The sequence below is a fragment of the Nocardia sp. CY15 genome (genome assembly GCF_009829295.1).
Classification (GTDB): domain Bacteria; phylum Actinomycetota; class Actinomycetes; order Mycobacteriales; family Mycobacteriaceae; genus Nocardia; species Nocardia sputi.
In genome coordinates, this window is the sequence record NZ_VUOT01000015.1 from 1 (window position 1) to 12,062 (window position 12,062).

The 12,062-nt window shown below is 67.8% G+C and carries 15 protein-coding genes and 1 pseudogene; 8 read left to right on the forward strand and 8 right to left on the reverse strand.

The genetic code is table 11. From position 1 onward, the window contains the following. Nucleotides 1-149: pseudogene (locus GVY39_RS17885) on the forward strand (TetR/AcrR family transcriptional regulator); the annotation flags it as partial. Between the two features lie 10 nt (nt 150-159). Here GVY39_RS17885 and GVY39_RS17890 read toward each other — a convergent pair. The 5 genes from GVY39_RS17890 to GVY39_RS17910 all read right to left on the reverse strand — a co-directional run bounded on the left by GVY39_RS17890 (nt 160) and on the right by GVY39_RS17910 (nt 3,751). Then, nucleotides 160-570: a DUF5994 family protein gene (locus GVY39_RS17890; protein WP_159925920.1), complete on the reverse strand. Its 411-nt coding sequence runs from the start codon at nt 568-570 to the stop codon at nt 160-162. Continuing rightward, the gene (locus tag GVY39_RS17895; RefSeq protein WP_321209963.1) at nt 567-1,322 is read right to left on the reverse strand and encodes a TetR/AcrR family transcriptional regulator C-terminal domain-containing protein; all 756 of its coding nucleotides are present in this window, start codon (nt 1,320-1,322) and stop codon (nt 567-569) included. The genes GVY39_RS17890 and GVY39_RS17895 overlap by 4 nt, the downstream gene beginning before the upstream one ends. Nucleotides 1,323-1,672: 350 nt before the next feature. Further along, the gene (locus tag GVY39_RS17900; protein WP_159925922.1) at nt 1,673-2,077 is read right to left on the reverse strand and encodes a hypothetical protein; all 405 of its coding nucleotides are present in this window, start codon (nt 2,075-2,077) and stop codon (nt 1,673-1,675) included. Between the two features lie 454 nt (nt 2,078-2,531). After that, nucleotides 2,532-3,350, reverse strand: a complete 819-nt coding sequence (locus GVY39_RS17905; protein WP_159925924.1) for an RNA polymerase sigma factor SigF — start codon at nt 3,348-3,350, stop codon at nt 2,532-2,534. Between the two features lie 197 nt (nt 3,351-3,547). Further along, entirely contained in the window at nt 3,548-3,751 is a 204-nt protein-coding gene (locus GVY39_RS17910) for a hypothetical protein (protein ID WP_159926217.1), read from the reverse strand. A 925-nt stretch (nt 3,752-4,676) separates the two neighbouring features. Between GVY39_RS17910 and GVY39_RS17915 the strand changes: the two genes are divergently transcribed. Beyond that, on the forward strand, nt 4,677-5,015 hold the full coding sequence (locus tag GVY39_RS17915; RefSeq protein WP_159926218.1) for an STAS domain-containing protein: 339 nt from the start codon (nt 4,677-4,679) through the stop codon (nt 5,013-5,015). Between the two features lie 49 nt (nt 5,016-5,064). On the opposite strand, the gene GVY39_RS17920 is transcribed toward GVY39_RS17915, so the two are convergent. Beyond that, on the reverse strand, nt 5,065-6,102 hold the full coding sequence (locus GVY39_RS17920; RefSeq protein ID WP_159925926.1) for an LLM class F420-dependent oxidoreductase: 1,038 nt from the start codon (nt 6,100-6,102) through the stop codon (nt 5,065-5,067). A 149-nt stretch (nt 6,103-6,251) separates the two neighbouring features. Between GVY39_RS17920 and GVY39_RS17925 the strand changes: the two genes are divergently transcribed. Then, complete coding sequence (locus tag GVY39_RS17925; protein WP_159925928.1) at nt 6,252-6,911, forward strand: cyclodeaminase/cyclohydrolase family protein; 660 nt, start codon at nt 6,252-6,254, stop codon at nt 6,909-6,911. A 40-nt stretch (nt 6,912-6,951) separates the two neighbouring features. On the opposite strand, the gene GVY39_RS17930 is transcribed toward GVY39_RS17925, so the two are convergent. Further along, nucleotides 6,952-7,854 (reverse strand): NADP-dependent oxidoreductase, encoded by a 903-nt coding sequence (locus GVY39_RS17930; RefSeq protein WP_159925930.1) that lies wholly within the window; start codon nt 7,852-7,854, stop codon nt 6,952-6,954. Nucleotides 7,855-7,919: 65 nt separating this feature from the next. Between GVY39_RS17930 and GVY39_RS17935 the strand changes: the two genes are divergently transcribed. From GVY39_RS17935 to GVY39_RS17955, 5 genes are all read left to right on the forward strand, one after another. Continuing rightward, nucleotides 7,920-8,351: a helix-turn-helix domain-containing protein gene (locus GVY39_RS17935; protein WP_159925932.1), complete on the forward strand. Its 432-nt coding sequence runs from the start codon at nt 7,920-7,922 to the stop codon at nt 8,349-8,351. A 189-nt stretch (nt 8,352-8,540) separates the two neighbouring features. Next, entirely contained in the window at nt 8,541-9,293 is a 753-nt protein-coding gene (locus GVY39_RS17940) for a L,D-transpeptidase family protein (RefSeq protein WP_159925934.1), read from the forward strand. A 54-nt stretch (nt 9,294-9,347) separates the two neighbouring features. Further along, nucleotides 9,348-9,557 (forward strand): nucleotidyltransferase domain-containing protein, encoded by a 210-nt coding sequence (locus tag GVY39_RS17945; protein WP_159925936.1) that lies wholly within the window; start codon nt 9,348-9,350, stop codon nt 9,555-9,557. A gap of 99 nt (nt 9,558-9,656) precedes the next feature. Continuing rightward, nucleotides 9,657-9,995 carry a hypothetical protein gene (locus GVY39_RS17950; RefSeq protein WP_159925938.1) on the forward strand — a complete coding sequence of 113 codons (339 nt, stop codon included), beginning with the start codon at nt 9,657-9,659 and terminating at the stop codon, nt 9,993-9,995. Nucleotides 9,996-10,295: 300 nt separating this feature from the next. Further along, a complete protein-coding gene (locus tag GVY39_RS17955) occupies nt 10,296-11,036 on the forward strand; it encodes a hypothetical protein (RefSeq protein WP_159925940.1) in 741 nt (246 codons plus the stop codon). Between the two features lie 64 nt (nt 11,037-11,100). Here the strand turns inward: GVY39_RS17955 and GVY39_RS17960 are convergent, their stop codons facing one another. Then, entirely contained in the window at nt 11,101-11,946 is an 846-nt protein-coding gene (locus tag GVY39_RS17960; RefSeq protein WP_159925942.1) for a bifunctional 5,10-methylenetetrahydrofolate dehydrogenase/5,10-methenyltetrahydrofolate cyclohydrolase, read from the reverse strand. Between the last annotated feature and the right edge of the window lie 116 nt (nt 11,947-12,062).

Consider the following 12,062-nt stretch of genomic DNA (forward strand, 5'->3'; position numbering starts at 1 on the left):
TCGGCCTGCACCGCCTACCCATCGCGGAATTCCCCCTGCTGCGCGCACTCGCACCCGTCCTGGCCGCCTACGACGGCGAAGCCGAACTCGAACGCGGCCTCGACATCCTGCTCACCGGCCTCACCGCCGCCCTGCCCGAACCCGGGTGATGGCGTTGCCTCAGTCCGCGTCGACGGCTCCGCCTTCGGAATCCCAACATTGCTGCGCGGCAATCATTTCGATGTTGTCGGCGAACAGGGGACGCACTCGCAAAGTGAGTCTGTCACCGCTGACACCGAGGACATCGACGGTGTGCGCTGGCTTGTGCCGGTAGCCGTCGAGCCGGACCTGACGCCCGGCGTCGGCGAGAATGCGGGGTGGTGTGGTCCATTCGTCGAGGTGATAGAGCACTCGATGAATCGGGCCGAGACGAACCCCGAGTGCTGTGAGCAGGTCCGGGAGCTCGGTCACGAGGTCGGTGCCGCGCGGCCGCCACACTCCGCCGGTCCCCGCTGCGTCGAACTCGAGCCGGAGGCGATGGGTGGACGGCATGGGCCGACCCGGGGCGATTGTGATCAGTTGTCGCGTCATGGTCGACGCTCCTCTCTCGGCCGCGTGGCGGCTGGTCCCATGGTCGCGGTGAGACCGCTGATCAGGATGTCGAGGCCGCGTTCGAGTTCGGCTCCGCCCTCGTAGGCGGCCAGATCCGAGGCGAGGCCGCGAAGTAGGGGAAACTCTCCGATGGGTAGGCGATGCAGGCCGAGGCGTAGTAAGTCGGTGGTCTCTTCGGGGCGTTCGATGATTTCCTCGAGTTCGTTGAGCACGTGGCCATAGAGGAATCCGAACAGCGCGCGGTAGATGTGCAGGGCGTCGGCGCTGCTGAAGTCGGCTCGGGTGAGCAGTTCGAGGGTGCGCTCCAGTGGCCGCAGGATGCCGAGTGGCCGCAGTCCGAGCGGAGTGGACAACGGATGGGTGACCAGCAGGGGAACCACGTTCGGGTGGGCTACGGCCAGTCGACGGAAGTCGCGGGCGATGATGCGCAGTTGACGACGCCAGTCCGGGTCGGTCGGGTCGACGGTCAGTTGTTCGAGCACGATCTCGGCGACTCCGTCGAGCAGTGCGGCTTTGTTGGCCGCGTGCCGGTAGAGCACCATCGGGTCACGGTCGAGCGCCTCGCCGAGGCGCCGCATCGACAGTTGCTCGACACTATCGCGATCGATGATCTCGAGCGCGGCCGACAGCATCGCGGATCGGGTCAGCGGACTGCCCGTGCGATTCTCACCGGCGACGCGGTCTGCTGGGACATCCGCGGAGTCGGTTGGTCCAGCCTTGGCACGGTTCACGAATCAACGCCTCCTCTCGGTCGGGACGCCCTCCTGTCAACATTGTTAGTCTACGCTGTAGACAGACATGTAGCCAGGCTTTGACCTGGGGGAACATCCCGTAGCACAGCAGCTGGCCGGAATTGCGAGAAGTGAACGGCTTCGGTCCCGCTGAGCGCAGCCCTCGCCCATGGCCGCGACTTGTCGGTGAGCCGCTCCTACGCCGCTTCCGTCGAGCAGCCGTAGGGCAATCGCTCCCCTGCCCCTTCGAGGCCATCGCGGCGCGGCTGCCTAACGAGGTGTTCGATGCGCGGGGCTCGACTGTGTCGCTGACCCCTTCCGCCGGTGGCCTCGACCGACGCTCACGGCACTCAACCGGTTCGGGGTGGCGACGGGCGTTCAGGATCAGCCCCAGGCTGCGTCTCACGTGACTTCGAGTCCGGATCGACCTTATCCGCTCGCTCCCACTCCTTGTCCAACTCGGTTCGCGAATTCGCCGCCTCACCGCGATGTGCGTGCGCCTGCTGGGCAAGTTGCTCGGCCTGCGCCGCCTTGGCCTCGGCTTCGGCCTTCGCCGCCCGGCTCTTGGCGGCGGTCTCCTTCGCCCGCGCCTCCCGCTGACCGACCTCGAGTTCCTGTTCCGCCGCGCGGGTACGGATGCCTTGGGCTTCGACCCGCTGGTGTTCGTGCCGTTTGCGGGTCAACGCCCATACGCCGGCCACAAGCAGAATGACGATCACCGCGACGACGATGATCACGATAACGGTGGTGCTCATCTTTCGACTCCTCGCACCCTCCCCCCTCTACCCTAACGCCAGTCGACCGCCTGCGAACTGGAAAAATGAGCGATCGGACGCGCCCAGGCCGATCCGACCCCGTATCTACCGGCGGCAGGCAAGGCGGGGGTACGCCGACAGCGCGGCAGCCACCCAACGAGCACCCATTGACACCCGAGGTCGACCCCGGCAGAGCTTCACTACCACTGATACGGAGAAGCGTCGTGCCTGACGCACGACTCGGTCCTTGACATCCTCTGGCGCATCGTCGTCGGCTCCCTGATGACGACTCGTCGCCCACGGCGAGCCGGGCGGCCCGATACCGCGTCTTCGAACGACTCGCCCACGCTGGACGAGCCGAGCTGCCGGTGGCACCCTCGAATGCACGCCCTTGGTGCCTGAGCGAGCCGAGTTATCGGGCGCTTCCCTGTTTTCGAGCGGGCATTCGGACTGCTCAGTCTCGTAATGCTGTCTCGTGCAACGATTTCAGGGTCTTGGCCAGGATGCGTGAGACGTGCATCTGGGAGACGCCGAGGTGCTCGGCGATCCGGGTTTGGGGTTGGGCTTCGAAGAACCGCATGTACAGCACTTCGCGTTCACGCTCGGGCAGCGCGGCGATCAAAGGTTTCACTGTCAGGCAGTCCTCGATGGTGCGGTAGTCCGGCTCCTCGACGCCGAGAACGTCCAGCAACGACAACGCCGCGTTGTCGTTGTCGTAGTCGGCGGTCGCGTCGATCGAGGAGGTCTGGTAGCTATTGTGGGCGATCATCGCCAGGGTGACATCGCCTACGCCGACGCCGAGCTGTTCAGCGATCTCGCCGGCTTTGGGCATGCGGCCCAGTCGTTGCAGGAGCATGTCGATCGCGGGCCCGAGGCTCTGCTGGATTTCCTTGAGTCGCCGCGGTACTCGCAGCGCCCAGGTGAAGTCACGGAAATGGCGGCGGATCTCGCCCATGATGGTCGGTACCGCGAAAGACAGGAATGTCGCCCCGTAATCGGGATCGAAGCGGTCGACGGCGGTCACCATTCCCAGCCGGGCGGTCTGCAGGAGATCGTCGAAGTTCTCGCCTCGGCCGGCGTACCTGCGAGCGATGTGTTCGGCCAGTGGCAGGCATCGCCCGATCAGCGCCTCCCGGAGGGTAACTCGGCGCGGGTCGTCCATGTCCAACTCGGCGAGCTGGGCGAACAGCGGTTCGAGGTCGTCGTAGCTGTCGGTGCCGCGGCGGGTGTGGGCCGTCCTCGCGGGGAAAGTCCGGGTCGGCTTATCGGTCATCGGTGCTGCCTCGGATCCAGCTGAATCGACGGTGGTGGGACACCCGGACAACCGCACTGGTGAACCGGATGGGGAGCGACGACCCGAGTTCGCTGAAAGTCGCCAGGTCGCGATGTGGTGCCAGGTCGAAATTGCCTCGGCCTGGCACGGGACGGGATGCCGGCCCAACAGGGCCGGACATCCGTCACGGTGTCGTGTTACGGGCTGGGTTGGGGCAGATCGCAGTCGTTCACTTTGGGATTGACGCCCGCATAGTTCAACGGTCCCGCGATGACGGTGACCGCTATGGTTGCCGCGCTGGCGCAGTTCTGGTCACGCTCGGTGAAGTATCCGCGTTGACCGGCGGCGATGACACCGATGATCAACCAGACGAGCAGAAGCAAGGACACTAAGCGAACCATCATGCACCTCCATCGCATTCCGGCGGAGCGGGCACAGTGATCACCTGACCGCAGCATCGAGTTCGTTTGCCGCGGATCGACGTCGTCTCGATGGTGTTGTGGATAGCGAAGTGTCGCATCGTGTTCTCCTTGCATCAGCTTGCCGCGTAAGCCGCATCGCCGCGCAGCCGTAATTCGGCCCGCGCTGCGCGAGGATCGGTCAGTAGTAGTGGCGTCGGCCGTCGGCCCAGGGGCATGTCCGCGGGACCTCGGCCGGCTCTCGGGTTGCTGCCCGGCGGCGTCGCCGGGTTGAACAAAGGCGCCTCGTGAGTCGAAGGACCGCTGCCCGCAGCCAGTCGAACCGGCCAGAACGTGAGGTCGTGGCCGTCGGCGACGAGTGGTGTCGCGCGTTGTGCCGCACGTCCAGCGGTGACGCTCGAGCCGGCTTGCAGACGCTCGACTCGGACGGCCTGACAGTGATGATCATGGCGATCCTCGAAGCCTTGGCTCGGATCGGTTGTTCTCTTAAGTAGACGCCGCCGGGACAGTTCTGTCAACAGCGTAGGTCTACACTTTGTGTCTACGGTGCTTTCCCAGAAGAAGACGTTCCACCCCCGGTCGGTCGAACGAACTCCGAACCCGAATCGACTCGAACCGCCCCACCCTGCTACCCCGAAGACCACTTCGAACGATCGGACGTGTCACCTACGGCCGCGCGTCGCCGGTCGAGCGGCGGAAGCGGACTGGCGTGCCCACCGGTGCGGCGCACCCGATCACGCAGACACATCAACTATCGCCGTCTGCACCGCTCCCACCTGCGCAGACCGATCGGCGAACGAGGTATCGTCAGCTCTATGAACGCTCAGATGTTGCGAATCCGCCGCGATTTGTGTGTTGTGATGGGGTGACCAACACTTCCGGAGACGCGTATCCCCTCGCGGACACGATGACCACCACGGTCGCCGCTCACGACGGCGCGACGGTGCTGACGGTGGCCGGCGAGGTCGATCTGGCGACAGCCCCCGCGCTGGAGAACGCGATCGATGCCATTCTCAGCGGCAAACCCGCGGCCCTGATCATCGACCTCACCTCGGTCAGCTTCCTCGCCTCGGCGGGCATGGCGACGCTGGTGGCAGCCCACCAGCGCGCGGGCGCGACCACCGCCATCGCGGTCGTCGCCGACGGCCCGGCGACCAGCCGCCAGCTGAAGATGACCAGCCTGGATCAGGTGTTCGCGCTGCATTCGACGCTGGAGGCCGCGCTGGCGGCGATCCGGCAGAGATGACCCGTGCCGCTGCCGCCGTCGCACCCGTCGACGGCGGCAGCGGCATGTCTCACACCAGTTCGCGCAGCTGTTCGATCAGCTTGACGCGCTCAGCGGCGGTGCCCGCCATCGGAACCACGTTCAAGACCGTGACGCCCGCCTCCTTGAAGGCCGCGACCCGCTCCTTGACGTACCCCGCCGAGCCGACCAGGGAGATGTCCCGGACGAGCTGGTCCGGGACCGCCTTGGCCGCGGCCTCCTTCTCCCCCGCCAGGTACAGATCCTGGATGCGGTCGGCCTCGGCGCCATAGCCGTACTTCGTGGCCAGGGTGTGGTAGAAGTTCTTGCCCTTGGCGCCCATGCCGCCGATGTAGAGCGCCAGATGCGGCTTGACGAACTCGAGCAGCGGCTCGACGTCGTCCCCGATGGCCAGCGCAGGGCCCGCGTACACGTCCAGGTCACCGAGGGCGGGCTCGCGCTTGGCGAGACCGGCGGTGAGCGAGTCGCCCCACACTTGCTGGGCCTTCTCCGGAAGGAAGAAGATCGGCTGCCAGCCCTCGGCGATCTCGGCGGCCAGTTCCACGTTCTTCGGGCCGAGCGCGGCCAGCAGCACCGGGATGCGTTCGCGCACCGGGTGGTTGATCAACTTGAGTGGCTTGCCGAGGCCGGTGCCCTGCCCGGCGGGCAGCGGGATCTGATAGTGCTTGCCCTGGTATTCCAGGCGTTCGCGACGCCAGACCTTCCGGCAGATCTCCACCAGTTCCCGGGTGCGGCCGATGGGGGCGTCGTAGGGCACGCCGTGGAAGCCCTCGATCACCTGGGGGCCCGACGCGCCCAGCCCGAGCACGTAGCGTCCGTCGGAGACGAAGTCCAGGCCCGCCGCGGTCATCGCGGTCAGGCTCGGGGTGCGCGTGTAGATCTGCAGGATGCCGGAGGCGAGCTGCAGCCGGGTGGTCTTGGCGGCCAGGTAGCCGAGCGCGCTCACCGCGTCGAACGAGTACGCCTCGGGCACGAACACCACGTCCAGGCCCGCCCGCTCGAGGTCGGCGACTTCGGCCGCCGCCTCTTTGAAGCCCCCCGAGTAGTTGATGCTCAATCCGATCCGCATGCACTCAACATAACGGCGGGTACGTACCGGCCGCGCACCGGCCACGTGCGGACGCCCGGTAAGGCGTGGTCACGACCGGAGGATGGACGCCACGGGGTAGCGTCTATGCGTAATTCCATCCTCGCCGTAGAACGAAAGGCAACCTTCTCGTGTCACAGCCCAGCACGTCGTCCACGGAAACTGCGCCGTCCTTCGGCGAGGCCACCCTCGCGCAGTACCTGAGCGATCTGGCCGCCAGGATTCCCGCACCGGGCGGCGGCGCCGTGGCCGCGTTGCACGCCGCGCAGGGCGCCGCGCTGGTGGCGATGGTCGCGCGCTACACCACGCGTGCCAAGGACGCCGAGAACCGCCCGGTGGTCGACCGGATCATCGAGGCGGCCGACGAGGCCCGCGCACGCGCGCTCGCGCTGGCCGACGCCGACGCCGCGGCGTTCACGGCCGTCGGCGCCGCCTACAAGCTGCCCAAGGATTCCCCGGAGGACCTCGCCGCCCGCAAGGCCGCGATCGAGGCCGCGCTGATCGAGGCCGCCCGCGTGCCCGCCGCAGTCGTGGACGAGGCCGACGAGGTGCTGTCGCTGGCCGCGGAACTGTTCCCGATCGGGAACCCGAACGTCGTCACCGACATCGGCGCGGCCGCAGGCGCCTGCCGCTCCGCTGCCGCCACTTCACAACTCAACATCGAGATCAACGTGGCGTCGCTGCCCGCCGCCGAGGGCGACCGGTTCGCTCCGGTACTCATGCGGATCGAAGAGATCACCGCGCGGGCGGACGCCCTGCACGCCGACGTCGTGCACGCCGTCCGCAAGTAACTCCACGATCGCTCCGGCGCCGAGGGTGACATCGGCGCGTTCAGGCGGGCGGATGCCGAGCGACCAGCACGATCTTGCCGCGCACCCGCCCCGCTTCGGCGAGCCTGTGCGCCTCCCCGGCTTCCTGAAGTGGCAGCACCTGGTCGATCGTCGCGCGTAGATGGCCGCGCTCGACCATCGTGGTGATCTCGCGCAGCGACACCCCGGACGGCTCGACATGGAAACGCTCGTAACGCGGGTCGGCTGCCGCGTCCGAACCCTGGGCGTCGATCAACCGGCCGTCGGGCCGCAGTGCCCGGAGCGAGCGGGAACCGTACTCCCCTCCGACCAGATCGAACACGATATCCACATCGCGCACCGCGGAACCGAAGTCGACCGCGGTGTAGTCGATCACCTCGTCGGCACCGAGCTCGCGGAGGTACTCGTGATTGACCGCACGGGCGGTGCCGATGACGAACGCCCCGCGATGCTCGGCTATCTGCACCGCCAGATGGCCCACGCCGCCCGCGGCCGCGTGCACCAGCACCCGCTGCCCGGCGCCGAGCGCGGCCAGCGCCTGCCACGCGGTCAGCGCCGCCGTCGGCAGCGCCGCGGCGTGTACCGGATCGATGTTCCTCGGCTTCGGCGCCAGCATGTGCGCCTGCGCCACGACGTATTCCGCGTTGGCTCCGCCGAACACCATGCCGTACACCGCATCTCCCACCGCGAACCGGTCCACGCCGGGGCCGAGTTCGTCGACGACACCGGCCACGTCGAATCCCAGCGTGAGCGGTGGATCGCCGAGTTCCCGGATCAACCCGGCACGCACCTTCCAGTCGGCCGCGTTGACGCTGGTGGCGGTGACCCGTACCAGCACCTCCCCCGGGCCGGGTCGCGGCCGATCGGCCTCGACCACTTCGAGTACCTCCGGGCCGCCGAACGCGTACTGCGTGATTGCGAGCATGCACCGATTCTGTCGGCCCTGGTATCTTTCGAGAAGAAGGCACCTTTCCGATATCGAGGTTCCCCATGGATACCACCCGTGACCGGCCCGTGACTCCCAGCCTGGTCCAGAGCTATCTGCACCACTGCCCCGCCCGGGAGGTGCTGGCCGTCCTCGCCGACAAGTGGGTGATGCTCGTCCTGGGCGTCCTGCGGGACAACGAGGGGCCGATCCGTTTCAACGAGTTACGCCGCCGCCTGGACGGCATCACCCAGAAGATGCTCACCCGCACCCTGCGCAACCTGGAACGGGAGGGTTTGGTGCGCCGCGCGGTCTATCCCACGGTGCCGCCGCGAGTGGAGTATTCGCTCACCGCACTCGGCGCGAGCATCGGTGCGATAAGTCACGCCATGGGCATCTGGGCCACCGAGCACCAGGACGAAATATTCGCCGCGCGAGCGGCATTCGACGCGCGCGCGGCGACCGAGCCCGAACCGCTCCCCATCGGCCGACCCTGAACGGATCACGGCGTCGCCCGACGGCAGAACTCCTCGCCCGTTTCGAACGAACCCGACCGGGTACGCGGTCTGTGGTGGGCTTGCCCCCGATCCAAACCGGACCACGGACCACTTCCATCCGTGGCTGAGTTGATCATGCGGGCCTAGACTGTCCCTTGCCCACCACACCATCTCGAAGGGGTGGACGCCATGAGGAGCGCCATTCGGTACCTGTTCCTCGCGACCGTGATCGTGGCACTGGCCGCGTTCGGGTCGGGCGCGGCGGCAGCGACGATGATCGGAAAGCCATCGGCGCCTCCGGTCGCTGCGATCGGACCCTCGAACGGCCAAGTGGTGGGCGTGGCTCATCCGGTGACCATTCGTTTCGCCGCACCTGTGACGGATCGCGCACAGACGGAACAATCCATCGACATCGCAACGAGCCAGCCACTGCCGGGCACCTTCGCGTGGAACGACGATCGCGAAGTGGTGTGGACGCCGAGCGGGTTCCTGCCCGCCAACGCCCACATTCTCGTCTCGGTCGGCGGCGCACGGACGGAATTCCGTACCAACGCGGGCGTTTTCGGTGACGCGGACATGTCCGCGCATACGTTCACGGTCACCATCGGCGGCATCGTGGTCCGGACGATGCCCGCCTCGATGGGCAAACCGGGGTTCGAGACGCCCACCGGGACCTGGCCCGTCCTGGAGAAGTTCCGTTCGATCGTGTTCGACTCCCGGACCATCGGCATTCCGCTGAGTTCGCCGGAGGGCTACGTCATCAACGGCGAGTTCGCCGAACGCCTCACGTGGGGAGGGGTTTTCATCCACTCGGCCCCATGGTCGGTGGACCAGCAGGGTAATGCGAACGTCACCCACGGCTGCGTCAACCTCGCGCCCGCCGACGCCGAATGGGTCTACCGCACGATCGGTATCGGGGACCCGGTCGTCACGCACTGGTGAGCGGTGACCTCACCCGGGTAGCGTCGGGAGGCGTACCCGACGAAAGGCCATCGCGTGCGCGATTTCCCGGTCCCACCGCCGCGTAACACGCAAGAGGCCCAGTTCCGAGATCTTTGGGGCTCGTGGGCATTCGTCACGCCCCGCGATGCCTGCGAGATCCTCGGCGACGTCGAGGCCCCGTGGTGGGTCACGGGCGGCTGGGCCATCGACGCGTTCACCGGAACCCGCCGGAAACACAGCGATATCGACGTGGCGATGTTCTGATCCGACCTGCCCGCACTTCGCACGGCGGCGCGAGGCCGCCTGCATATCTGGTCGGCGGGGCCGGACGGCATCCGCCCCGTCGACGACCGTTTCCCACACGTGGCCGAGAGCGCCGACCAGGTCTGGCTGCGGGCGAACGCGCGGTCACCGTGGCTGATCGACCTCCAGCTCAACCCCGGGGAGGCCGGGTCGTGGGTCAACCGGCGCGACCCGTCCCTGGTCACACCACTCGACGAGGTGACGTGGGTCGCCGAGGACGGCGTCAGATATCTGAATCCCGAATTCGTCCTGATCTTCAAAGCCAAACAGCGCAGACCCAAGGACCACGAGGATCTAGAGCGGACATGGCCGAAGCTGAACACCACACAGCGCGCGGCGGTGCGGACGTACGTGTCCGACCACTACCCGGAGCACGAATGGCTGGCTCTGCTGGAGTGATGCCCACATCTGGGCAGGTCGCGTCTACTCGGCGGGTCGGCACGAGCGGCGTGCCGTCTACCCCGGTCCCTGCGCGACAGCGAGAACAGGGCGGTGCAATAGCATTTCGTGAGCTGAGCTGAGCTGAGCGGAGCGGGCACTCGGCAATTGCCTGTGGGCGTGCTCGATCGAGGTACCGGGCAGTAGCCTACGGGGTCGGAACGGCTCAATTGTGAACGTGGCAGACGGTTCCCGCATCGTGGGGACGCTATTACGCTGACGGGGGACCTGATGAAGGGCGGGGCGATGGATCGACCGGAGATGAGCGCACGACCCGGCTACGACCGGGGGCATCAGTCCGGCACCGGGGGGCCGGGGCAGGCGCCGGCCGGGGAGGACTACCGGGGCGAGTGGTCCACTTGGGTGGATAACCTGCCCACCGGGGCGCAGGCGCCGGGACCGGTGCAGACGACGCCGCCCGATCCGGACCGGTACGAGGATCAGTTCGCAGGACTGATCGACCGCTCCCCCGCCCCGCGCGCGAGGCGGTGGGCCGTACCGATGCTCGGCACGCTCGGCGTCGCGACGCTGGGCTTCGCGGCCTACATGCAGTTCGGGACCGGCGGCTCCGACCGGCAGGCCGCCGCACCGGCCCCGTCCGCCCAGGCCTCCGCCCCTGCGGCGCCTGCCGCCCAGTGCCCCGCCGAGCGGGTCGGAAACAGGATCCAAGGTAATGGCGTTGGGGGTTTCGATTCCGGCCCCGCGGTGATCTTCGCCTTCCAGCACGCCTATTACGTGACCCGCTCCGGCGAACAGGTCCGCGCCACCACCACCGCTGACGCCGCCGTCCAAGCGGCCGACGCCATCCAGCGCGGAATCGACAGCATTCCCGCGGGCACCACCCACTGCTTGGCGATCAGCCCCGGAGCGTTCGCGGGCCAATACCTCGTCGTGGTCACCGAGCACCGCCCCGGGCAGCAGCCGGTCACCTACAACCCGCAGATCGTGACCACCACCAAGGACGGCGATCGCACCCTCATCAGCGCCATCAGCCGCGGGTGAAGACAGTTCTCACACCCCCCATCGCTTCCTCTGTCGTCGCGGGTAAGCGGCCCGGGGTGACCGGTCAGTCGGACTCGGCGGCGGCTACGACGTGGCGCATGAGCAGTGCCGTGGTGACCGGGCCGACACCGCCGGGGACGGGGCTGAGTCCGGCGGCCTTGCCGCGTACCGAGTCGGCGTCGACATCACCGACGATCTTGCCGTCGGCGGCCTCGTTGGTGCCGACGTCGATGACCATCGCGCCTTCGCGGACGTGCTTGCCGGAGATCAGGCCGATGCGGCCCGCCGCGGCGACGACGATGTCGGCGGTGGCGGTGACGGCGGCCAGGTCGGCGGTGCGGGAATGGCACACCGTGACGGTGGCGTCTTTCGCCAGCAGCAACTGGGCCAGCGGCTTGCCGACGACGTTCGAGCGGCCGACGACCGCGACGTGGCGACCGGCGAGCGGAATCCCGTGATGCTCGAGCAGTTCGACCACGGCCTCCGAGGTGGCGGGAACGAAGCCGTCCAGCCCCGCCGCCAGCAGGCCCAGCGACAGCGGGCTCACGCCGTCGACATCCTTGGACGCGACGATCGCGGAACTCACGTCGTCGAGCGTGACGCCCGCCGGAAGGGGGGTCTGCAACATGATCGCGTCGGTCGCGGAGTCCGCACCCCGCGCGGTCAGCTCCGCGCGGATCTCCGCCGCGCCGGCCTGCGCACCGAGATCCACTGTTTCGCAGACGATTCCGAGCCGTTCGGCCGCTTTGCGCAGCGAGTTCACGTACCAGGCGCTGGCCGGGTCGTCGTTCGCCACGATCAGGGCGAGGCGCGCGGCGGCCCCGCCGTCGGTGAGCGCGGCGGCGCGGGCCTTGGTGTCGGCGTTGATGGCGGCGGCGAGTTCCTTGCCGGACAGCGAAACGGTATCCACGTTGACACAGCCTAACGGGCACGGCCGGGCGGATTCTCGAAGCACCACCGACCCCAGCGAGAATCCGCCCGGCAATTGCGGGATAACGGCGAAATCGGGCCGTATCGTAATCCGTG